Here is a 22861-nt window from a genome sequence, read left to right as displayed (position 1 = left end):
AAGCTGAGCCATCATGATCGAGATCAATCACGTCAACAAATGGTACGGGCCGAGCTTCCAGGCGCTGAAGGACTGCACCACCAGCGTCGCCAAGGGCGAGGTGGTTGTGGTCTGCGGCCCGTCGGGTTCGGGCAAGTCGACCCTGATCAAATGCGTCAACGCGCTGGAGCCGATCCAGGGCGGCGACATCATCCTCGACGGCATCAAGGTCAACGATCCCAAGACCGACCTGCCGAAGCTGCGCTCGCGCGTCGGCATGGTGTTCCAGCACTTCGAGCTGTTTCCGCATCTGCGGATCATCGACAATCTCTGCCTTGCGCAGGAGAAGGTCTTGGGACGCAAGCATGATGACGCCGTGGCCACGGCCACGAAGCTGCTCGATCGCGTCGGGCTGAAGGATCACGCCAAGAAATACCCGGCCGAATTGTCGGGCGGCCAGCAGCAGCGCGTCGCGATCGCCCGCGCGCTCGCGATGAACCCTATCGCGATGCTGTTCGACGAGCCGACCTCGGCGCTCGACCCCGAGATGATCAGCGAGGTGCTCGACGTGATGGTCGACCTCGCCCGCGAGGGCATGACGATGATGGTCGTGACCCATGAAATGGGCTTTGCCAACAAGGTCGCCGACCGCGTGATCTTCATGGACCGCGGCGAGATCGTCGAGGATGCCAAGAAGGCCGACTTCTTCGGCACGCCGCGCAGCGACCGCGCGCAGAAATTCCTGTCGAAGATATTGCAGCACTGAGGCGCTGCACCAGCCAGACCCGTCATCCTGAGGAGCCGCGAAGCGGCGTCTCGAAGGATGCACGGCCGCCAGCGGGGCCGTCGACCCTTCGAGACGCGCGCAAGGCGCGCTCCTCAGGGTGACGGTGGAGGCTTTATCCGCGTTAACAATTTGCGTATAGGAAGGGGCAAATCGCGCCCCGTCCGCAGGAGAACTCGCGTGGAAAAGATCGCTTACGTCAACGGCTCGTTCGTGCCGCATTCGGAGGCCAAGGTTTCGGTGTTCGACCGCGGATTCCTGTTCGCCGACGGCATCTACGAGGTGGCGGCGGTGCTCGAGGGCAAGCTGATCGACAACGCCTCGCATCTGGCGCGGCTGAAGCGTTCGGTCGGCGAGATCCAGCTGGCGCTTCCCGAGACGCTGGAGCGGATCGAGGAGATCCAGAAGGAGCTGGTCAAGCGCAACGACCTCGTCAACGGCATGGTCTATCTCGAGGTCACCCGCGGCGCCGACAAGGGGCGCGACTTCGCCTTCCCGAAGGCCGACGTCAAGCCGACCCTTGTGATGTTCACCTCGGAAAAGGACATCATCAACGCGCCGTCGGCCAAGACCGGCATCAACGTGATCACGGTGCCCGACATCCGCTGGGAGCGGCGCGACATCAAGAGCGTGGCGCTGCTGGCGCAGGTGCTCGCCAAGCAGGCTGCGGCCGCGGCCGGCGCCGGCGAGGCCTGGATGATCGAGGACGGCAAGGTCACCGAGGGCGGCTCGTCCTCGTCCTTCATCGTCACCCAGGACGATGTCATCGTGACCCGGCATAACGGCAACGAGATCCTGCCCGGCTGCACCCGCAAGGCGGTGGTCAAGCTCGCCGAGGAGCGTCAGCTGCGCATCGAGGAGCGCGCCTTCACGGTCGAAGAAGCGCTCGCCGCCAAGGAAGCCTTCATCACCAGCGCCTCGGTGTTCGTGCAGGGCGTGGTCGCGATCGACGGCAAGACCGTCGGCACCGGCAAGGTCGGCCCGATCACCGATCGCCTGCGCGAGATCTATGTCGAGTTCGCCCGCGCGACGGCGGTTTGATCCATCCCCATTCGTGCTGTCATCGCAAGGCTTGCCGCCTCCGCAAAGGCTTCGGCGCGTCCATGGGCTGAGGCCTCGTCGAAGCCTTGGCGTAGACGGGACCGGGCGATCCAGTATTCCAGAGACCGTGGCGCTTGAGCCGAGAGGCCGCGGCGTACTGGATGCCCCGCATGAAGCGGGGCATGACAGTGGAATATATCGCGGACAGTACCGCCCTCACGCCGCGACCTTCACCTTCACCGGGTGCACCGCGCGGAAGCCGATCGCGATCCGGTTCCAGGCGTTGATGGCACCGATCAGCGTGGTCAGGTTGACCAGCTCGCTGTCCGTGAACTGCGCGCGCACCGCCTCGTAGTCGGCATCGGGCGCATGCGTTTCTGCAACCAGCGTCAGCGCTTCGGTCCAGGCCAGCGCCGCGCGCTCGCGCTCGCTGTAGAGCGGTGACTCGCGCCAGGCGTTGAGCAGATAGAGCCGCTGCTCGGTCTCGCCATGCTTGCGGGCGTCTTCGGTGTGCATGTTGATGCAGTAGGCGCAGCCGTTGATCTGCGAGGCGCGGGTCTTGACCAGTTCGATCAGCGATTGCTCGAGGCCGCTCGCCGTGATCTGGCTCTCGACCGCAACCAGCGCTTTGATCGTCTCGGGGGCGGCCTGGTAGAAATTCATGCGGGCTTTCATGATCGTTCTCCTTGGTTATGGGTTCAGTGAAAAGAGCTAGTGTGCACCGCCGCCGCCAGCGAGCTGGGCCGGCTTCTTCAGGAAGAGCGCCGCCACCAGCGCCACAATCAGCGCCACACCGAGCAAATAGAAGGTGTCGCTGAAGGCGAGGATGTAGGCCTGCTTCTGCACGACCTTGCCGACCGCCGCGATCGCGCGGTGGGTGGCGTCGGCGTGATCGGCAACGCCGTGGTTCAGGAAATACTGGGTCAATGCCTCAATCCGCGTTCGGGTCGCCTGTTCCAGCATGGAGACCGACTGCATCAGCACGTTGGAGTGATATTGCTCGCGCTTGGTCAGCAGTGTCTGCAGCGCGGCAATGCCGATGGCGCCGCCGAGGTTGCGCATCATGTTGAACAACGCTGATGCCGATCCGGCATTTTCCGCCTCAATTCCGGCCGTCGCAACCGCCGACAGCGGAGCGAATGCAAGCGCCTGACCGACGGCCCGGACGACGTTGGGCCAGAGCAGCTGATCGGCCGCATAGTCGTTGGTCATGTAGATGTTCATGAAGTTGGAACCGGCGAACAACGCAAATCCGACGCCGATGACGATGCGGGGGTCGAAGCGCTGCATCAGCCGCGGCACCAGCGGGATCAGCACGAGCTGCGGCAGGCCGGTCCAGGCCAGCACCATGCCGATCTGCTCGGCGTTGTAGCCCTGGATGCGCGACAGATATTGCGGCAGGATGAACACCGAGCCGTACAGCGCGATACCGAGCAGGAAGTTGGCCAGCATACCGAAGCCGAAATTGCGGCGGGCGAGCAGGCGCAGATTGAGCAGCGGCTTCTCGACGGTGAACTCGACGATGAGGAAGGCGACCAGCGCTACGGCCGCGATCACCGACAGGCGGACGATGAAGGGCGAGCCGAACCAGTCGTCCTTGTTGCCTTCTTCGAGCACGGTCTGCAGCGCGGCGAGGCCGATCGCCATGGTGACGATGCCGAGCCAGTCGCCCTGGCGGATCAGCGACAGCTTCATCGGGCTCGGATCGAGCGAGACGTACAGCATCGCGATCATCACGGCGCCGGGCACCAAATTAACGTAGAAGATGTACTGCCAGCCCCAGTTCTCGGTGAGATAGCCGCCGATGGTCGGGCCGATCGCTGGCGCGAATGTCGCCGACAGCGCGAACAGCGCGAGCCCGATCGGCTGCTTCGCCTTCGGCAGCAGCGTGATGATCAGCGTGAATGCCATCGGGATCAGCACGCCGCCGGTGAAGCCCTGCACGGCGCGCAGCGCGATCATCTGTGGCAGGTCCTGCGCCAGCGCGCAGGCTCCAGAGAATACCAGGAACAGGAACGCGTTGGTGAGCAGATAGATGCGCACCGAGAACACCTGCGCGAGCCAGCCGGACAGCGGGATCACCACGATCTCGGCGATCAAATAGGAGGTCGAGATCCAGCCGCCGTCATCGATGCCCGCGCCGATGCCGCCTTGAATGTCGGCAAGCGAGGCATTGACGATCTGGATGTTGAGCACCGCCATGAACGCGCCGAGCGTGGCGCCGATCACCGCGATCCAGGTCTTGGTCGGGATCGCGGGCGCGGCAGGCGCTGCGGGGGCTGCCGGGGCAGCGAAGTTTGCAGCGTCGGCTGCATTGGCGGTGGGCTGGAGCGCGGTCATTGGAGTGGTCCTTGCTTGCCCGCACAACATGGATTAGGCGGCCGGTTTCGATAATCCGGGAAAGACTGGAAGGATTGTCCGGCAGAGATTGATAATCGACACCGCTGCCACTGCGGCCCCGTGGTGTCGACGAGTGAGGTGAGCACTTCTCTCAGGCTCCCTCTCCCCTTGCGGGAGAGGGTGGGGAGAGGGGTGGCCCCGGGCGCTGACGTCAATTGCCCGAACTGCTTCAATCCTGCCGACGTGTCACTTGCCGCAAGTGCGAATCGCGATCCGTCCGATGTCAGCGCAAGCGGCACCCCTCTCCCCAACCCTCCCCCGCAAGGGGGGAGGGAGCCCTTCCACCGGCGTGCGCGGAACGAAGAAGGTCACAGCAAAACGCGATCGACCCTTACGGCCGATCGCGTCAAATCAGTCAAAGAACGTTCGAACGCTAGCCGCCGCTCGCCGGCGTCGCCGACGCCACGCGCCGCTTCTCCTCGCGCTCGGCCAGCACGGTTGCCTTGGTGTTGACGGTCGGGATCGCCGACATGCCCGGCCGCAGCAGGCCGGTGAGGCTGTGATCGTCGAGCACGATCTTGACCGGCACGCGCTGCACGATCTTGGTGAAGTTGCCGGTTGCGTTGTCGGGCGGCAGCAGCGCGAATTCGAGGCCGCTGGCAGGCGACAGGCTGTCGACATGGCCCTTCAGCGTGGTGCCGTGAAAGCTGTCGACGGTGAGCTCGACCGGCTGGCCGTTGCGCACATGGGTCAGCTGGGTCTCCTTGAAATTGGCGACCACATAGACCGCATCGAGCGGCACCACCGCCATCAGCTGGGTGCCGGCCTGCACATATTGGCCGACGCGGAGCGTGCGGGCGCCGACGGTGCCGTCGACCGGCGCGGTGATCCGTGCGTAGGACAGGTTCAGTTCGGCCTGCTGCTCGACCGCGCGGGCGCGGTCGGCCTGCGCGACAGCCTGGGCGCGCTGCGTGGTCAGCACATCGACCTTGCGCTGCGCCGCCGACAGTGCCGACTTGGCGTGCTGCAACTGCGCGGTATTGCTGCGCAGCGCCGCGTCGGTCTGCTGCGCGCGTTGGATGGTGCCGGAGCCGGACTTCATCAGGCCGTCGTAGCGGCTCTGCTCTTCCTGGGCGAATTTCAGATTGGCTTCGGCGGCTTCGACATCGGCGGTGCTTTGGTCGATGATCGGCTGCTGCAGCTCGAGCTGGGCGTCGAGGTTGCGCACCGAGGCGTCGGCGGCGTCGACGTCAGCCTTGGCCTGACCAAGCGCCGTGCGGTAATCGCGGTCGTCGATCTCGGCCAGCAGCTGGCCGGCCTTCACCGGCTGGTTGTCGGTCACCAGCACGCGGGCGATGTAGCCCGAGACTTTCGGGGCGATGATCGTGGAGTCCGCCTTCACATAGGCGTCGTCGGTGGATTCGAGATAGCGGCCGATGGTGAAGTAGTCGTAGCCAAGGTCGCTGGCCACGGCGATGCCGAGCAGGGCGGCAAGCCCAAGCGCCACCCGCTTGACCGTCCGCCGTGACGGACGCAGGCCGATTTTGGCAGATTCTTCAGGGATATAGGTCGTGGTCGACATGATTGTCTCCTGGCCGAACATTCGCGTCCTTCCAGAAAGGGCGCCGGATACGCCCCTTAGATGCAATGTCCTCCCCGCTGTGATAATCCCGATAAAACTGGAAGCATTATCAAGCCAGCGCTGATAATCCGGACCTTGTTACATGGATCGCCTGACCAGTTTGACCGCCTTCGTCCGGGTCGTCGATTCCGGCGGCTTTTCCGCCGCCGGCCGCAAGCTCAACATGTCCACAACCATGGTGAGCAACCACGTCCAGTCGCTGGAAGACCGGCTCGGTGCCCGGCTGCTCAACCGCACCACGCGCAAGGTCAGCCTCACCGAGGTCGGCCAGGCCTATTACGAGCGTTGCGTCCAGATCCTCGCCGACATCGAGCAGGCCGATGAGGTGGCCGGCGCGCAGCAATCGGTGCCGCGCGGCACGCTGCGGATCTTCACCAACACCCATCTGGTCCAGTTCCTGTCGTCGACGGTGACCGAGTTCCTCGCGACCTATCCCGAGGTCAAGATTGATCTGATGATCGGTGAACGCTCGGCCGACCTGCTCGACGAGAATTTCGATCTCGCCGTGCAGATGATCCAGCCGCGCGATTCCGCGCTGATCGTGCGTCGCATCGCCACCTGGCGGCACGTGCTGTGCTGCTCGCACGACTACGTCGAGGCGCACGGCAAGCCGGAGCGGCTCGATGACCTCGTGGCCCTCAACTGCGTTCGCCACGTCAACTACCCTTTCGGGGACGAGTGGCACTTCGTCGACCGCAAGGGCGCGCCGGCAGCGGTGAAAGTGGCGGGCAATCTCGTCTCCAACAGCGGCGAGACGCTGAAACTCGCGGCGCTCGCCGGCGTCGGCGTGTTCCTCGCGGCGGGCTTCCTGGTCCGGGACGAACTCGAATCGGGGAAGCTGGTTCGGCTGCTGCCCGAATATCGGCCGGTCGAGCTCACCATGAACGCGATCTACCCGCACCGCCATCACCTCTCGGCGAAGGTGCGCGTCTTCATCGATCTCCTGGTGCATCACGCGACCGAGCAGCAGAAGCTGATCAATCCGTATTCGTGAGGGACGGTGTGCGCAGCACTCTATCTCCGTCATCCTGAGGCGCGAGCGGAGCGAGCCTCGAAGGATGAATCGGCCAGAGAACGGGCCGTGCATCCTTCGAGACGCGCTACGCGCTCCTCAGGATGACGGGGCTGGCAGCATGGCGCTCCTTGCCGCGTCATGACCACCCGGCATCCCTTGCATGGCGTGGGCGTGTATGAAGGTTGCCTCATCTGCCGGGGCCTGCCATGCCGCTTCGCGTTCTGACCTCCATCCTGTTCGCGATCGCAGCAAATGTGCTGCTGCAGGCGCCGGCGTACGCCGCCTATCCCGACTATATCGTGAAAATCGTGGTGCCGTTCGCGCCGGGTGGCGGCACCGATGTCGTGGCGCGCACGCTGGCGCAGGAGATGCAGAAGGATCTCGGCGTCACCGTCATCGTCGAGAACAAGCCGGGGGCGGGCACCATCATCGGCACGCAAAGCGTCGCCGCCAGCCCGGCCGACGGCTACACGCTGCTGATGGCGACGTTCGCCAACGCGGTCAATCCGAGCCTCTACAGCAAGCTGCCCTACGATGCGCAAAAGGACTTCGCGGCGGTGGCGCTGGTGGCGCGCTCGTTCAACGTCGTCGTGGTCAATCCTGCTTCGCCGATCAAGTCGATCGCCGATCTGATCGCGGCGGCGAAGGCCGATCCGGAAAAACTGTCCTACGGGACCTATGGCACCGGCACCTCGGCGCATCTCGCCGGCGAGTTGTTCAAGCACATGGCGGGCGTCATTCTGACCACCGTGCCCTACAAGGGCGCGGCACCCGCGATCACCGACCTCTTGGGCGGCCAGATCCAGGTGATGTTCACGACGGTGGCAAGCTGCGCATCGCTGGTCGAAGCCGGGCAGCTGCGTGCCATCGCGGTGACCTCTGCGGAACGCTCGCCCGCGTTGCCGCAATTGCCGACGGTGTCGGAAAAGCCGGTGTGTCCGGCTGTGTCGCCGAATCCTGGTACGGCCTTTACGCGCCTGCGAACACGCCGGCCGAGATCATCGACCGCCTCAACAAATCGGCCGCCAAGGCCGTGCAGGCGGAGGCCTTCAAGAAGCTCGGCGTCAATGAGGGTCTCGTGATGGTGGCACAGCCTCCGGCCGAGCTCGACCGCTACTTTGCCGGAGAGAAGGCGCGCTGGCGCCGGGTGATCCAGGATGCCGGCATCAAGGCCGAATAGGACGCCGCGGCGCACGGCGATCACATCTTTTTGCATCGCCATGCCGCAACCGTGATTCTAGACGCAACAAACGAGTTCCTGGGTCGTTGATGACGGGACGCCGGCAACCCCGCCGGTGGGTCAGGCCTTGGGCTGGGAGTGGGCCATGTGGATTCTGTTGCTGCTGCCGTTCATCGGCTTGCTGTGGGTGCCGTTCTACAATTTCGCCGAGCCTTCGCTGTTCGGCTTTCCTTTCTTCTACTGGTACCAGCTCGCCTGGGTGCCGATCTCCTCGCTGCTGATCTGGCTGGTCTATCGCAGCCGCCGGCCCGACGCCGACGAGCAGCGGTGAGGGGAGAGCAATGACCGATCATATCGCCTGGGTTGCGCTTTCCGTCTTCATCTTCTTCTTCGCCCTCGTCACCGTGATGGGCTTCTTCGCCGCGCGCTGGAAGTCCGGCCCGGTCAGCGAGCATCTCGACGAATGGGGTCTCGGCGGCCGTCAGTTCGGCACCTGGATCACCTGGTTCCTGGTCGGCGGCGATTTCTATACCGCCTACACCGTGATCGCGGTGCCGGCGCTGGTCTATGCGGTCGGCGCTTACGGCTTCTTCGCGCTGCCCTACACCATCATCGTCTATCCCTTCGTATTCGCCGTGATGCCGGTACTGTGGAAGAAGGCGCACGCCAACGGCTACGTCACCGCTGCGGATGTCGTCCATGGCGCCTATGGCTCGCGCAGTCTCGAGCTCGCGGTGGCGCTGACTGGCCTGGTCGCGACCATGCCCTATATCGCGTTGCAGCTGATCGGCATGGAGGTCGTGATCAAGGCGATGGGCTTGACCGGCGAACTGCCAATCATCGCCGCCTTCGTGATCCTCGCGCTCTATACCTATAGCTCCGGCCTGCGCGCGCCGGCGCTGATCGCCTTCGTCAAGGACATCATGATCTACATCGTGGTGCTGACGGCCGTGGTCGTGGTGCCCTCGAAGCTCGGTGGCTATGGCGCGGTGTTCTCGGCGGCCAACGATGCCTTCACGGCGAAGGGCGGCGCCACCGGACTGACGCTGAAGCCCGCTCAGTATCTGCCCTATGCGACGCTGGCGCTCGGCTCGGCGCTCGCCGCCTTCATGTATCCGCACACGCTGACCGGCATCTTCGCCTCGAAGTCGGCGGATACGATCCGCAAGAACGCGATCCTGCTGCCGGCCTATACGCTCTTGCTCGGCCTGATCGCGTTGCTCGGCTACATGGCCTATGCCGCCGGCATCAAGGTGACGTCGCCGAACGACGTGGTGCCGATGCTGTTCAGGACCTTGTTCCCGGAATGGTTCGCGGGCTTCGCATTCGCGGCGATCGCGATCGGCGCGCTGGTGCCGGCCGCGGTGATGAGCATCGGCGCCGCCAATCTGTTCACCCGCAATGTCTGGAAGTCCTATGTCAATCCGGACATCTCGCATGCCGGTGAGGCGTCGGTGGCGAAAATCACGTCGCTGGTGGTGAAGGTCGGCGCGCTCGCCTTCATCCTGTTCCTGCCGACGCAATATGCGCTCGACCTGCAACTCCTCGGCGGCCTCTGGATCGTGCAGACGCTGCCGGCGCTGGTGTTCGGCCTGTTCACCGTCTGGTTCCGCGCCGAAGCGCTGTTGCTCGGCTGGGCGGTCGGCATCGGCTGGGGCACCTACACGGCGTGGAGCAACGGCTTGAAGCCGCTCGCCAGCATCTCGCTTGGCGATTCCAGCTACACCTTCTATGTCGGTCTCGGCGCGCTCTTGCTGAACATCGTGGTGGCGGTGATCGCGACCGTCGTGGTCGGCTTGATCTCACCGGCCAAGCGCGGCGCGGCGGCCTGAGCCGTCGTTGGTATCTGACGGGGCTGAGGTGAGAAGCGCGGTCAGCCGCGCCACCTCCGCCCTGGTCTTCTCGATCGCAGTGTCCTTCACCGGCCCATAGCCGCGGATCTCCATTGGCGCCTTTGCCAGCGCGACGAGATCGGGCAGGCGTGCGGCGTCGAGCTTGCCGAGCATGGTCTCGATCAGCGCCTCGTACCAGGTGATCAGCTCGCGCTCGGCGCGGCGCTCCGCGGTGTAGCCGAACACGTCGAACGGCGTGCCGCGCAGTCCCTTGAGCTGCGCCAGCAAGCGGAGTGGCGTCTGGATCCACTGGCCGAACGCGCGCTTGCGTGGCCGGCCCCGTGCATCCAGCCGTGCCGGCAACAGCGGCGGCGCGAGATGGTACTGCACCGTGAAGTCGCCGTCGAACTCGCGCTTCAGGGTCCCGAGGAAGCCGGACTGCATGTGCAGCCGCGCCACCTCATACTCATCCTTGTAGGCCATCAGCTTGAACAGCGAGCGGGCCACGGCGTCGGTGAGGAGGAGTTCGGCCTCGCCACGGACTCGGTTTCGCCTCTCCCGCTTGCGGGGGAGGCCGTAACGCATCGCCAGATGCGTTACGGGTGGGGGCTCTTTCCGCGATGGAACTCGTGGAGATACCCCCACCCCAACCCTCCCCCGCAAGCGGGAGGGGGGCGCACCTTCGTCGCGGCGGCTGCCGAGCGCGGCCTCGGCGCGACGGACGCGGTCGACCGTGGCGCGGTAGCGCGCGGCATAGGCTTCGTTCTGATACTCCCGGAGGAAATCGGCGCGCCGCGCGATCACCTGCTCCAGCGTCTCCTGCACATTGGCCGCAGGGCCGCCTGCCTTTGGCAAAAATTCCGAATCGGCAAAGGCGAGCCGGCCCCAGGCCAGCGCCTGCTTGTTGCGCTCGACCGCGACGTCGTTCAATTCGATCGCACGGGTCAATGCGTCCAGCGACACCGGCACCAGGCCCTGCTGCCAGGCGAAGCCGAGCATCATGATGTTGGCGTACACGCTGTCGCCGAGCAGCCGCTCGGCCAGCGCGTTGGCGTCGATCGTGGTGAGGTTGCCGGACCCGATCACCCGCTCGATGGCGCGCAAGCGAGCCGGCGAGGCGAGGTCGGCGTCGCGGAAGCGCACCACGTCGCCGGTCGGCATCTCCGCGATGTTGACCGCGGCGCGCATGCCCTTGCGATAGGTGCCGGAGGCCTTGGCCGACGAGCTCACCACGAGGTCGCAGCCGATCAGCGCGTCCGCCGCGCCCTGGTCGATCCGGACCTGTTGTAGCGCCTCGGGTGCTGCCGCCAGCCGCAGATAGCTCAGCACCGGGCCGAATTTCTGGGCGAAGCCGGTGAAGTCGAGCACCGAGACGCCGCGGCCCTCCAGGTGCGCGGCCATCGCGATCAGCGCGCCGACCGTGATGACGCCGGTGCCGCCGACGCCGGTCACCAGCAGATCATAGGGCTTGTCGAGGGCCGCAAGCTCCGGCACTGGCAGCGCGGCGGCGCGTGCCAGCGGATCGATCGCGCTTGCGCCCTTCGCCCGGCGCTTGCCGCCCTCGATGGTCACAAAGCTCGGGCAGAAGCCGTTGAGGCAGGAAAAGTCCTTGTTGCAGGTCGAGAGGTTGATCTTGCGCTTGCGGCCGAACGGCGTCTCCTTCGGCTCGACGCTGAGGCAGTTCGATTCCACCGAGCAATCGCCGCAGCCCTCGCAGACGAGGTCGTTGATGTAAGCAAAACGCGCGGGATCCTCGATCGTCCCGCGCTTGCGCCGCCGCCGTTTCTCGGTGGCGCAGGTCTGCTGGTAGATCAGCACGGTGACGCCAGATATGGCGCGTAGCTCGCGTTGTACGGCGTCCATCTCCTCGCGCGAGTGGATGGTGACGCCAACCGGCAGGTCGGCTGGCGAGAACTGCGCGGGATCATCCGACACCAGCGCGATCCGCGACACGCCCTCGGCGCGGACAGAGTGCGCGATCGCCTGCACGCTGACCGGGCCGTCGACCGGTTGGCCGCCGGTCATCGCCACCGCGTCATTGAACAGGATCTTGTAGGTGATGTTGGCGTTGGCGGCGATCGCCTGCCGGATCGCCATCGAGCCCGAGTGATAGTAAGTGCCTTCGCCGAGATTCTGGAACACGTGGCTGTTGCCGGTGAATTTCGACGAGGCCGCCCAGTTGACGCCTTCGCCGCCCATCTGGATCAGCGACGAGGTCTCGCGGTCCATCCAGCTCGCCATGAAGTGGCAGCCGATGCCGGCCAGCGCCTTGGAGCCCTCGGGCACCTTCGTCGACGTGTTGTGCGGGCAGCCCGAGCAGAAATATGGCGTGCGCGTCGCGCCGGGGACGGCGATCGTGCGGTCCTGCTCGGGCCTGAGCGCGGCGACGCGGCGGGCGAGCTGCAATTCGGGAAACATCGGATCGAGCCGCTGCGCCAGCACATCGGCCAGCATCAGCGGCGACAATTCGCCGGTCCAGGAGATCAGCCGCGCGCCGGTTTCGTCGTGCTTGCCGACCATCCGCTCCGGCTTGGAGCCGGGATAGTCGTAAAAGTATTCCTTGAACTGGCTCTCGATGATGCCGCGCTTCTCCTCGACCACGAGGATCTCGCGCTTGCCCTTCACGAACTCCATCGCATCATGCAACGCGAGCGGCCACACCATGCCGACCTTGTAGATGTCGATGCCGAAGCGGCGGCAGGCGGCCTCGTCGAGCCCGACCAGCCGCAGCGCCTCCATCAGATCGAGATGTGCCTTGCCTGTGGTGACGATGCCATAGGTCGCGTCCTTGATGTCGTAGATGCGGCGGTCGATCGGATTGGCTTTCGCAAAAGCGTAGACCGCGTGCTTCTTCGCCTCCAGCCGCTCCTCGATCTGCGGGCCCGGCAAATCCGGCCAGCGATAATGCAGGCCGCCGGGCGGCGGGATGAAATCCGGCCGCACGAACGCGCGCGGCGGCGCAAGCTCGACCGAGGCGCCGGATTCGACGATCTCCGAGATCGCCTTGAAGCCGACCCACATGCCGGAAAATCGACTGAGCGCGTAGCCATATTCGCCGAACGCGAGATATTCGCCGACATCGGCCGGATGCAGCGTCGGCATGAACCAGCTCATGAAGGCGACATCGGATTGATGCGGCATCGAGGATGACACGCAGCCATGATCGTCGCCGGCGATGACCAGCACGCCGCCATGCGGCGAGGAGCCATAGGCATTGCCGTGCTTCAGCGCATCGCCGGAGCGATCGACGCCGGGGCCCTTGCCGTACCACAGCCCGAACACGCCATCGACCTTTCGATCCCTCTGCGTCTCGACCTGCTGCGAGCCGAGCACGGCGGTCGCGGCGAGGTCCTCGTTCACCGCGGGCAGGAATTCGATGCGGCTCTGCTTCAGCCGCTCGCCGATCTTCCACAATTCGAGGTCGACGCCGCCGAGCGGCGAGCCGCGATAGCCGGAGATGAAGCCCGCGGTGTTGAGCCCGGCGGCACGGTCGCGCCTGATCTGGTCGAGCGCGATGCGCACGATCGCCTGCGTGCCGGTGAGGAAGACGCGGCCGCGTTCGCGGCTGTAACGCTCGGACAGCTGGTAGGCCTCGAGTTGCGGCATCTGGCCCATGACTGACCCCTCCGGGAATCGCAATGTCTAATGGGCAAGGCTATGCCTGAGTGTCTGGTAGGTCCTACCTATCTGTTCTCCGGCGACCTCAATTTCGGTACACTTTTGCGATCTTCTACGTACATTGGTATAATCTACCAAACTGGAGGCTCTGCGGTGATCGAAGAGCAGGATGAAAAAATTCTCGCCGAACTGCAGAAGGACGGCCGCGCCACCAACCAGCAGCTGGCGGAAACCGTCGGCATGTCGACCTCGGCATGCTGGCGGCGGGTCCGCGCGCTGGAGGAGTCCGGCGTCATTTCGGGTTATTCGGCGCTGGTCGCGCGCGAGCGCGCAGGCTTTGCGACCTCGGCGATCCTGCACGTCTCCCTGGAGCGGCACGACACGAAATTCGTCGACGAGTTCGTCGCGCGGGTGATGCAGCGCCGCGAGGTGCTGGAGTGCTTCGCGACCACGGGCGACGCCGATTATCATCTGCGCGTCGTCGTGCGCGACATGGACGCCTACAACAGATTCCTCGACGAGTTCATGTTCCGCATTCCCGGCATCCGCCATGTCCGCACCAACGTGATCCTGAAGGAGATCAAGACCGGCGTGGCGCTGCCGTTTTGAGGTGTGCCGCGACGGCCGTGCCACATATGTGCTGTCGTCCCGGCGCAGGCCGGGACCCATAACCGCGAATACGCATGATTGTGCGGCACTGGAACGACGAAACCCGTTCACGACATCCGCCGCGGAGTATGGGTCGCGGCCTGCGCCGGGACGACGATGTTGATGTGGCACGAGGATGGGTGGAGCAAAGCGATTCCCATCCTACGCTTCCGCCGACTTGGCCCGCATCAAGATCATGAACACCATGACATGGCTGACCAGCAGCAGCGGCACGTAGAGCGCCGGAATATAGATGCCGGCGCCGAACAGGCCGGGATCCGCGTTCTTCGTCGCGCCCATGAAGTAGGCGTTGAGAAGATCCAGCGTGCCCCAGATGTTGAAGAACCAGACGATCGGAATGGCCACCGGCCAGCGCCACGACAGTGCCCCCATCGAGAGCAGCGCGAGAGCTGCCGCGGTCAGATCGCCCCAGCCGACCGCGCTGGCAAACACCGGGTTCACCTCCGGCGACACGAAGCCTGTGACCATGAAGTTCATCCCGAGAAACCGGAAGGCATGAAAAGCCGCAAGCAGCCGGAGCGCCTCATGGCGCGGCCAGGTGCGGAGCGCCGGCCAGACATAGGTCGCGGCCACCACGGCACTCGTCAGAAATGCTCCGGCGACGCTGAGCAAGAATGGAATGTTGAGACTTACTGGCACGGTCGGCTCCCGTCTGACTGTCGATCCGGGGAGGCCGGACCCGGCGATCAGGTCCGGCCTCGGCGAGGCACTCAGGGCTTGGCGCTTAAGGCTTGCCGACCAGCAGGCGCAGCGGCAGCAGCGGGCCGACCGCGATGTAGTCGTGGTCCATGATATCAAGCTTGGACAGCGGCAGCCCTTCCATGATCGCGTGCGCCTCAGATGTATCCTTGGCATCGAGCAGGAAGACGACCCCGCGCCCGTCGGACCGCGAATACCATTCGCGAACCTTGCCGCTGAGATAGAGCTGCACGGTCTGCCGGATTTCATCCGGCATCACGGCCATCACCTGTTCGCGGGTGACGCCGGCCTTGACGGTCAGGATGACCATCACGCCGGTGGTGATGGTGGAGGGCGCTTGGGCCTGTGTTCGGCCCTGTGTTTGAGCCTGGGCGAGGGAGGGAGCGGTCATGGAGGTTAAGCCTGTCGAGGTGAGGGTGAGGGCAAGGAGGGTGTGACGGATTGTTTTCATCGGTCGCAGGTCTCCGTTCACGACTGATGTCGTGATGTCGCGTGGAGCAGCGCGCGTCGCGGTGCTGCTGCCTGTGGCTCCGATGTAGGGAGGCTTCCCGTGCGCGACTATTCGCGATAATGTTGACGGGCTATGAAGCAGAACTTCACAGTCAGGCAGGGGGCGCTCGACGGCGTGGAGGCGTTCCTCAGCGTCGCCCAGCACCGCAGCTTTCGTCGCGCGGCGACCGAGCTCGCGGTGACGCCGTCGGCGATCAGCCAGGCGGTGCGCGCGCTCGAGGCGCGCCTCGGCGCCGTGCTGTTCATCCGCACCACCCGCAGCGTCGGCCTCACCGAGGCCGGCGAACGATTCCTGGCGCGTGCCAGGCCCGCGTTCGAGGAGCTGGTCGCCGCAAGCGGCGCCGCGCGCGAACTCGGTCAGAAGCCTGCCGGCCTGCTGCGTCTCACCGTGCCGCGCTCGGTGGTGCCGATCCTGCTGGAGCCGCTGATCGCCTCATTCTGCAAGGCCTATCCCGAGATCGAGGTCGAGCTCGCCGCCAGCGAAGAGCTGGTCGACCTTGCGGCCGGCGGTTTCGATGCCGGCATCCGGATGGGCCAGTTCATCAACCCGGACATGATCGCGGTGCGTCTGACCAAGCCGTTCCCGTTCGCTATCGTCGGCAGCCCGGACTATCTCGCGCGCCGCGGCCGGCCCAAACGTCCGGACGATCTGCGCGAACACGCGTGCCTGCGGTTGCGGCGATCGAATGGCGGGCTCGCGCCGTGGTCGCTGAACGACAACGGCCGTTCGATCGAGCTTGCCGTCTCCGGCTCCTTCATCGGCCATGATTTCCCAACGCTGGTCGGCGCGGCCATTGAAGGCGTGGGACTGGCGCAAGTGCCCGCGCCGCTGGTCGCCGGCGCCGTGAAGGAGAAAAAGCTCGTGCGCGTGCTCGAGCCATTCGCGACGACAACGCCCGGCGTATTTCTCTACTATCCCGGCCACCGCCAGATCATGCCGAAGCTGCGCGCCTTCATCGACCATGTGAAGAGCAGGTCGGCGGCGGCGCGTTGAGCTCGGTGCGGAATGACGGTGAGGTGAGCACGTCACTCGGGCTCCCTCCCCCCTTGTGGGGGAGGGTGGGGAGAGGGGTGGCCCCGGGCGAGATGATCGATGAGGACATCGCCCTCGCAAGATCGTTTGCTTGTCACCACAACGATGCGGAGAGAGGGCGTTGTGTGGCACCCCTCTCCCTACCTCTCCCCCGCAAGGGGGGAGGGAACCCTTCCGCCAGGGGCTCCCTCACGCGTCGATCACTGAGTCTGCAGGATGGTGGAGCGACTCGCCTTTCACCCCGAAATGACGAGGCGCCTACGCGCGCTTCTGCGGCTGCCAGTCAGGCACCGTCTTGACCATGTGCCAGACCAGCAGGTCGAGAGCGCGGCTCATGCCGTCCCGCGACCTGGTATTGTTGAACGCGGACCAGCAGAAGTTTCCGTTGGTCCGGACCGAGATCGTCGTCGTTCCGTCCAGCAGGCCGCTGTGCCACCAGTTGTTGTTGGCGGTGATGAACAGGCCCTTGGCATAGCGGGGGTTGACGGTGCTGGGCGTGCTCATGATGCGGAGGCTGTCGTCGGTGAGTAGCTGTTCGGTGTCCTTGAAGCCGTCGATATGGACGAACAGCGTCGTCAAATTGCTCGGCGTCGCAATCCAGCCGCCGTGCGAATCCATCCGGGCGACGTTCATCCAGTACGGATCGCCGCCGGTCTGGCTATAGTACTTGACCTCATTGCTGGCCCGCTCGCGCAGCGTATTGCCGGCAATCTGCATGTCGGTGATGCCGCATCGCTTCAGGACCGCGTCCTTGATGTATTGCCCGTAGCTCCGGCCGCTGAGCTTCTCGATCACGCGCCCGAGGATGCAATAGCCGAAGTTCGAATAGGCATAGGACTCACCCGGCGGACTGGTGAGCGGCATGTGCTCCAGCGTCCAGTTGATCAGCTCGCGATGCTTCAAGTCCGGGTTCATGAACATCGGATCGCGATACTGGTTGCCCCAGGTCCCGGTGGTGTGGGTCAGCAGATGCTCGATCGTGATCTGCTCGACAGGCGAGCGGGATGAGCCCAACGGCCTCAAGCTTTGCAGGGTTGGCGTCGTCGGATAGTCCTGACCGAGAATGGAGTTGGTGCCGAACACGTAATCGCCGAGCCGCAATTTGCCCGCTTCGACGAGAGTGAAGATCCCGGTCGAGGTCACCGGCTTCGATATGCTCGCGATCCGGAAGCGGTGCTGCGGCGTCAACGCTTCGCCGCTCTCCCGATCCGCAACGCCGAACGCCTCCACATAAGCCGGCTTTCCCGTGATCGAAACCGCGATGGAAAGACCGGCGACGTCGTACTCCTTCATGAAGTCGGCGGCGAGGCCCGCCATCTGCTTGCGTTGCTCCGATGTCGGAAGCTCCGCGGGCGGGTCGGCAAGGGCCGGCGACGGCCTGCAGGCGATGCCTGCGGCTGATAGCAGCGAGCCCTGAAGCAACGTTCGGCGTGAAAGCGGCATGGTTGCCTTGCCTGGTAAGTGCGAGCGGCCCGCACGTTATTGCGGTTCTGTTGTTTCTGTCACGTTATGAAGTGGTGGTGTGATGACGTCACCATGGCCCGACGGGCAATGTCGCGAGAATGCGGACGTGTGACTCACGACCCGCTCAACAAACTCGCTGTCGTCCCGGGCAAGCGCAGCGCGACCCGGGACCCATAACCGCAGGGTACAGTTGTCGTGCGACGCTGTGGCCCCAGCGAATTCCAACACACAAGGCGGTGGTTGATGGTGTGGACGGCCCCCTACGGCATCAGTGTGCCAGAATGAGGTTGTTGTAAATCTCAGACAAGGAGACCGTCCGTGAGAGAGATTATCCGTATTGGGATGGATACGTCGAAGCATATTTTTGTGCTGCATGGAGTTGACGCGGCGGAACAGCCGGTGTTGCGCAAGAAGCTGTCGCGCAAGCAGGTGCTTGAGTTTTTTGCCAAGCTTCCGCCGACCGTGATCGGGATGGAGGCCTGCGGGGCGGCTCATTACTGGGGGCGCGAGCTTGGCAAGCTTGGCCATGAGGTGAAGCTGATAGCGCCGCAGTTGGTGAAGCCTTATGTGCTGCGGAACAAGAACGACGGGCGAGATGCGGATGGGGTGTGCGAAGCGATGGGCCGACCGCGGATGCGGTTTGTGCCGGTGAAGAGCGCCGAACAGCAGGCCGCGCTGATGCTTGCAGGTGTCCGCGATGGGCTGATCGGCCGCCGTACCCAGCTCAGCAATGCGATCCGCGGCTACGCGGCGGAGTTTGGCCTGATCGCGCCGAAGGGGTTGGACAAGATCGAGCCGCTGTTGGCCCGGATCACGCAGGACGAGAGCGTTCCCGCTATGGCGCGCGAGCTGTTCGCCATGCAGGGCCGTGACTATGCGCAGTTGCAGGGTGAGCTGAAGGCGGTCGAGGCCAGGCTGCTGGCCTGGCACCAGGCCAACGCCACAAGCCGTCGTCTGGCCCAGATCCCCTCGGTCGGTCCGATCATCGCGACCTCGCTTGTGATGAAGACGCCGGACCCGCACGCCTTCCGCTCCGGCCGCTTGTTCGCGGCCTGGCTCGGCCTGACGCCCAAGGACCATTCCACCGCCGGCAAAACCAGGCTCGGCAAGATCACCCGCGCTGGCGACGAGACCCTGCGTCGCCTGCTCGTGGCCGGGGCGACCGCGGTGATCCGGCAGGCAAGGCTCGGGCGCGGCCACCCCTCGCGCTGGCTCGTGGCGTTGCTCAGGCGCAAGCCGCCGAAGCTTGCGGCCGTGGCGCTCGCCAACAAGGTGGCCCGCATCGCCTGGAAGCTGATGGCGACCGGCGAGAGCTATGATGCCGCACGCATGAACGCTGTCACCTAACAGGTCGGCCGGCCGGACGTAGCGCTCGCCGGACGAACCGGAGCTGCAAGAGCAGATGGAATGATCGATCGATCCAGAACGCGAGACAAGCCGCGGGACCCATTGGCCTTCACAAGGTCGCCAGGTTGTTTGGCACTCGCGTCGCGGAAACCATCTTGGCCCAGCGATCAACACGATCGCATCAAACAGGCCGGACATATGGATGACAGCGATCCGACCAATCCCAGAAAGCTCTTGTGCCACGAGGGCCGTCCACATATGGGTCCCGGCTTTCGCCGGGACGACACCGAGGGTGAGGTGCGCGCAGGCTCAGACCACCCGCCTCACATCCTCTCCTTCACGAACCTGTTCCGCAAAGTCCCGATGCCCGTGATGTCGATCTCCACCACGTCACCGTCCTTCAGGTCCGGCGAGGCGCCGTCGGTGCCCATCCAGATCACGTCGCCGGGCGACAGCGTGAAGTATTTCGAGAGCTCGACGAGGAAGGGCACGATGCCGAAGATCATCTCGTTGGTGCGGAAGCGGCCGGTCTCCTTGCCGTTGACGCGGATTGCGGTCTCCATGCGGTCGAGATCGACATCGGTCTCGATCCACGGGCCCATCGGCTTGAACGTGTCGGCGTTCTTGGCGCGCCACAGCCCGCGATCGGCCTTCTGCCAGCTGCGCTCGGAGACGTCGTTGCCGATCGTGTAGCCGAACACGCAGTCCAGCGCATTGGCTTCGGTCAGGTGCTTGGCTTTCTTGCCGATCACCACGACCAGTTCGCCCTCGTAATGGATCTTCTCGGTCGCACTCGCCGGGATCACGACATTCTCGTCATGGGCGATCAGCGCGTTCTGCGCGCGGTAGCCGATCTCGGGACGATCAGGCACGTTCGGCACCGTGCCGGCCTTGTCGGCGGCTTCCTTGAGATGCTTCAGATAGTTCAGCCCGACGCAGTAGAAGGTGCGCGGGATCAGCGGCAGCTCGATCTTGACGTCCTTCAAGGCGTGGGTCTTCGCCGTCTTGCTCCATTCACCGAACGGATCGCCGTTCACGGTGATGACGGTGTCGCCCTCGACGAGGCCCCAGGACGTGTTGCCCGCGGCGGTGAATTTCAGCCAGCGCATGATGATGTCCTTCTATTCCGCAACCTGCGCGCGGGTCTTCCAGGCGCCGGCAGCCGGGCGCTTCAGTCCGAGATTTTCCCGCAGCGTCGTGCCGGCGTAGTCCTTGTGGAACAGGCCGCGCTTCTGCAGCTCGGGCACCACGTGATCGACGAAGTCGGCGTAGGAGCCCGGCACATAGCTCGCCGCGATGACGAAGCCGTCGCAGCCGCGGCCTTCGAACATTTCCTCCAGCCGGTCGGCGATCTCCTTCGGGCCGCCGACCATCGCGTCCTGCACCTGGCCGCGGCCGGAGAAGGTGATGAAGTCGCGGGTATTGGTCTTGCCGGAGGTGCGCAGCACGCCGTCGCGGATGCCGAGCATGCCTTGCATGCCCTGCAGCTCCTCGGTGGTCAGCGGCTCGTCGATCGGTTTGGCGCCGAAATCGAAGTTGAGGCCTTCGGCGAGCAGCGACAGTGCGTCGATCTCGAGCGGCAGCTTCTGGATCACGGCCATCCGGTCCTCGGCCTCGGCCTTGGTCGCGCCGGTGACCGGCGTGATCAGATTGCAGAGGAACATCTGGTCGGGATCGCGTCCGGCCTTGGCGGCTTCGCCCCGGATCGCGTCATAGCCCTGCTTGGCATTGGCGAGATTGCGCGCCGCGGTGAAGATCACCTCGCCCCAGCGCCCGGCAAAGCGCTGGCCGCGGCCGGAGGCGCCGGCTTGGATCACGACGGGATGGCCCTGCGCCGAACGCGGCACCGTGAACGGGCCGCGCGAGGTGAAGAACGCGCCGTTGTGGTCGAGCCGCTTCACCTTCGTTGGATCGGCGAAGCGGCCGTTCTTCTTGTCGATCACCAGCGCGCCGTCTTCCCAGGAATCCCAGTGGCCGAGCACCACCTCCATGAACTCGTCGGCGCGGTCGTAGCGGAGATCGTGCTCGAGATGCTGCGCGCGGCCCATGTTGAGCGCTTCGCCGTCATTCACCGACGTCACCACGTTCCAGGCGGCGCGGCCACCCGTCATCAAGTCGAGCGTGGCGAAGCGGCGGGCGACGTCGAACGGCTCGAAATAGGTGGTGGACGCGGTCGAGGCGAGGCCGAGCCTGGTGGTGACCATGCCCATCGTGGTGAGCACCACGATCGGGTCCATCTTCACGCAGCGGATGCCGTATTCGACGGTGTGGGCGTGATCGTTGCCGTAGCGGTCGGGCATTGCGAGGCGATCGTCGAAGAACGCCATGTGGAACTTGCCGCGCTCCAGGATGCGCGCGATCTCCTGATAGTAGTCCGCCGACATCGAATCGTCGCGCGACTCCGGGTGACGCCAGGAGCTCGGCAGATTGGTGCAGTTCTGCGCCTGCAAAAAGCCAACCAGCGCCATTTGCCGTGTCATGCCGTTCTCCTGTACCTGAATGCGTCAGCGAAGATCGAGGTCGTCGGTGAGCTTGTAGTCGGCGGCGAGCACCTTGAGCTTGTCCCAGGTCGCATCCTCGATCTCGATGCCGTTCTTGCGCCGTTCGACTTCGCGCAGATATTCGATCTCGCCCGGATAGAACACGCCGCGGCTCCCTTCCGAGGGCGGCGTCGATTTCAGGTAGCGGGCGAAGTCGGCGACTTCGCGTCTGAAGTCCTGCAAGGGACGGAACGCGGCGACGTTGAACACCGCCATGAAGCAGCCGTCGTTGTGACGGCCGGTCGGCTCGACCCCGAAGCCGAGGCCGGTCAGCAGGCCGCACAGCACCTCGACCATCGCGGCAAGGCCCGAGCCCTTGTAGCCCTCGCTGCCGCCGAGCGGCAGCAGCGCGCCGCCCTTGCGGTAGTCCGCAGGGTCAGTGGTGTCGCGCCCTTCGGCGTCGATGATCCAGCCCTTTGGGATGCTTTCGCCGCGCGCCACCGCGAGCTGGATCTTGCCGGCCGCGACCGCCGAGGTCGCCATGTCCAGATAGAACGGCGCCTCGAGATCGGAGGGCACCGCGATCGAGAGCGGGTTGGTGCCGAGCCGGGCCTCGCGGCCGCCGAACGGCGCGACATGTTTCGGCGAGCGGCCGGAATCCGCGGCCGCGATCCCGATCATGCCTTCGCGCATCGCCATCAGCGGGTAATGCGCCAGCCGGCCGACATGGCTTTGCCTGAACACGGTGCAGGCCGCGACATTGGCGGTCTTCGCCTTGTTGATGGTCATCTCCATCGCCTTGGCGTTGACGTGGAAGCCGAACCCCCAATGACCGTCGATCACGGTCGTGGTCGGCGTCTCCTGCACCACGGTCCATTTGGCGCCGGGGACGATATGGCCGGCCTTGATGCGGTCGATATAGGTCGGGATCGCGATCACGCCGTGGGAGTCATGGCCGGCGAGGTTGGCGTTGACGCAGCCGGAGGCGACGGCGTTGGCCTCCTCCTCCGATGCGCCGGCGCCCCGGAGCAGCGCCGCGCCGATGCGCGTGAGACGGTCGGCCTGGACGATCGGCATGGGATTTTCCTCGCGGTCCGCCCGCGTGATGCGCGGGTCTTGCTTGCTGTTGTCGGCGTCATGCTCTCAAAGCGCAAGGCGCCGAGCAAGGGGCGGAAAATCCGGTCCGCCATACCGCCAGCAGGGTGCTCCCGGTCAGGATTTCACTGAA

Annotated in this window: 19 protein-coding genes and 1 pseudogene; 10 read left to right on the top strand and 10 right to left on the bottom strand. The window is 65.0% G+C overall.

Going from position 1 to position 22861, the window contains the following annotated elements:
• The first annotated feature begins 13 nt into the window (after positions 1-13).
• Together HU230_RS26495 and HU230_RS26490 are read left to right on the top strand one after the other, a co-directional pair.
• Complete coding sequence (locus HU230_RS26495; RefSeq protein ID WP_173638638.1) at positions 14-745, top strand: amino acid ABC transporter ATP-binding protein; 732 nt, start codon at positions 14-16, stop codon at positions 743-745.
• 198 nt (positions 746-943) lie between these two features.
• Complete coding sequence (locus HU230_RS26490; RefSeq protein ID WP_176529189.1) at positions 944-1804, top strand: D-amino-acid transaminase; 861 nt, start codon at positions 944-946, stop codon at positions 1802-1804.
• 216 nt (positions 1805-2020) lie between these two features.
• Here the strand turns inward: HU230_RS26490 and HU230_RS26485 are convergent, their stop codons facing one another.
• From HU230_RS26485 to HU230_RS26475, 3 genes are all read right to left on the bottom strand, one after another.
• Entirely contained in the window at positions 2021-2479 is a 459-nt protein-coding gene (locus HU230_RS26485; protein ID WP_176529190.1) for a carboxymuconolactone decarboxylase family protein, read from the bottom strand.
• Between the two features lie 36 nt (positions 2480-2515).
• Positions 2516-4144, bottom strand: coding sequence for an MDR family MFS transporter (locus tag HU230_RS26480; protein ID WP_176529191.1), 1629 nt, complete (start codon positions 4142-4144; stop codon positions 2516-2518).
• A 433-nt stretch (positions 4145-4577) separates the two neighbouring features.
• A complete protein-coding gene (locus HU230_RS26475) occupies positions 4578-5726 on the bottom strand; it encodes an HlyD family secretion protein (RefSeq protein WP_176529192.1) in 1149 nt (382 codons plus the stop codon).
• 142 nt (positions 5727-5868) lie between these two features.
• Between HU230_RS26475 and HU230_RS26470 the strand changes: the two genes are divergently transcribed.
• The 5 genes and pseudogenes from HU230_RS26470 to mctP all read left to right on the top strand — a co-directional run bounded on the left by HU230_RS26470 (position 5869) and on the right by mctP (position 9813).
• Complete coding sequence (locus HU230_RS26470) at positions 5869-6780, top strand: LysR family transcriptional regulator (RefSeq protein WP_176529193.1); 912 nt, start codon at positions 5869-5871, stop codon at positions 6778-6780.
• Between the two features lie 227 nt (positions 6781-7007).
• Positions 7008-7670, top strand: a pseudogene (locus tag HU230_RS26465) (tripartite tricarboxylate transporter substrate-binding protein); the annotation flags it as partial.
• 65 nt (positions 7671-7735) lie between these two features.
• Positions 7736-7981: a tripartite tricarboxylate transporter substrate-binding protein gene (locus tag HU230_RS26460; RefSeq protein WP_234633839.1), complete on the top strand. Its 246-nt coding sequence runs from the start codon at positions 7736-7738 to the stop codon at positions 7979-7981.
• Positions 7982-8126: 145 nt separating this feature from the next.
• Positions 8127-8312, top strand: a complete 186-nt coding sequence (locus HU230_RS26455; RefSeq protein WP_050628491.1) for a DUF3311 domain-containing protein — start codon at positions 8127-8129, stop codon at positions 8310-8312.
• A 10-nt stretch (positions 8313-8322) separates the two neighbouring features.
• Entirely contained in the window at positions 8323-9813 is a 1491-nt protein-coding gene (gene mctP / locus HU230_RS26450; protein ID WP_176529194.1) for a monocarboxylate uptake permease MctP, read from the top strand.
• Here the strand turns inward: mctP and HU230_RS26445 are convergent.
• Complete coding sequence (locus HU230_RS26445) at positions 9784-13428, bottom strand: indolepyruvate ferredoxin oxidoreductase family protein (protein WP_224943596.1); 3645 nt, start codon at positions 13426-13428, stop codon at positions 9784-9786. The two genes, mctP and HU230_RS26445, sit on opposite strands and share 30 nt — an antisense overlap.
• A gap of 156 nt (positions 13429-13584) precedes the next feature.
• Here HU230_RS26445 and HU230_RS26440 point away from each other — a divergent pair, with 156 nt between their 5' ends.
• On the top strand, positions 13585-14040 hold the full coding sequence (locus HU230_RS26440) for an Lrp/AsnC family transcriptional regulator (RefSeq protein WP_176529195.1): 456 nt from the start codon (positions 13585-13587) through the stop codon (positions 14038-14040).
• Positions 14041-14241: 201 nt separating this feature from the next.
• Here HU230_RS26440 and HU230_RS26435 read toward each other — a convergent pair whose 3' ends face one another.
• Together HU230_RS26435 and HU230_RS26430 are read right to left on the bottom strand one after the other, a co-directional pair.
• Positions 14242-14739 (bottom strand): hypothetical protein, encoded by a 498-nt coding sequence (locus tag HU230_RS26435; protein ID WP_176529196.1) that lies wholly within the window; start codon positions 14737-14739, stop codon positions 14242-14244.
• A gap of 85 nt (positions 14740-14824) precedes the next feature.
• On the bottom strand, positions 14825-15190 hold the full coding sequence (locus HU230_RS26430) for a hypothetical protein (RefSeq protein ID WP_224943593.1): 366 nt from the start codon (positions 15188-15190) through the stop codon (positions 14825-14827).
• Positions 15191-15382: 192 nt separating this feature from the next.
• Between HU230_RS26430 and HU230_RS26425 the strand changes: the two genes are divergently transcribed.
• The gene (locus HU230_RS26425; RefSeq protein WP_176529197.1) at positions 15383-16303 is read left to right on the top strand and encodes a LysR family transcriptional regulator; all 921 of its coding nucleotides are present in this window, start codon (positions 15383-15385) and stop codon (positions 16301-16303) included.
• A gap of 297 nt (positions 16304-16600) precedes the next feature.
• Here the strand turns inward: HU230_RS26425 and HU230_RS26420 are convergent, their stop codons facing one another.
• Positions 16601-17785: a serine hydrolase domain-containing protein gene (locus tag HU230_RS26420; protein ID WP_176529198.1), complete on the bottom strand. Its 1185-nt coding sequence runs from the start codon at positions 17783-17785 to the stop codon at positions 16601-16603.
• A gap of 339 nt (positions 17786-18124) precedes the next feature.
• On the opposite strand from HU230_RS26420, the gene HU230_RS26415 reads away from it, so the two are divergent.
• Entirely contained in the window at positions 18125-19153 is a 1029-nt protein-coding gene (locus tag HU230_RS26415) for an IS110 family RNA-guided transposase (protein ID WP_176528479.1), read from the top strand.
• 323 nt (positions 19154-19476) lie between these two features.
• Here HU230_RS26415 and HU230_RS26410 read toward each other — a convergent pair whose 3' ends face one another.
• Genes HU230_RS26410 through HU230_RS26400 form a run of 3 tightly spaced genes read right to left on the bottom strand, consistent with a single transcriptional unit; the run spans position 19477 to position 22710 of the window.
• A complete protein-coding gene (locus HU230_RS26410) occupies positions 19477-20262 on the bottom strand; it encodes a fumarylacetoacetate hydrolase family protein (protein ID WP_176529199.1) in 786 nt (261 codons plus the stop codon).
• 12 nt (positions 20263-20274) lie between these two features.
• Positions 20275-21633 carry an LLM class flavin-dependent oxidoreductase gene (locus HU230_RS26405; RefSeq protein ID WP_176529200.1) on the bottom strand — a complete coding sequence of 453 codons (1359 nt, stop codon included), beginning with the start codon at positions 21631-21633 and terminating at the stop codon, positions 20275-20277.
• A gap of 24 nt (positions 21634-21657) precedes the next feature.
• Positions 21658-22710, bottom strand: a complete 1053-nt coding sequence (locus tag HU230_RS26400; protein WP_176529201.1) for an Ldh family oxidoreductase — start codon at positions 22708-22710, stop codon at positions 21658-21660.
• Between the last annotated feature and the right edge of the window lie 151 nt (positions 22711-22861).

Source organism: Bradyrhizobium quebecense (assembly GCF_013373795.3).
Taxonomy (GTDB): Bacteria; Pseudomonadota; Alphaproteobacteria; order Rhizobiales; family Xanthobacteraceae; genus Bradyrhizobium; species Bradyrhizobium quebecense.
The sequence above is the reverse complement of the archived record's forward strand: the minus strand, read 5'-3'. Positions and strand labels throughout refer to the sequence as shown.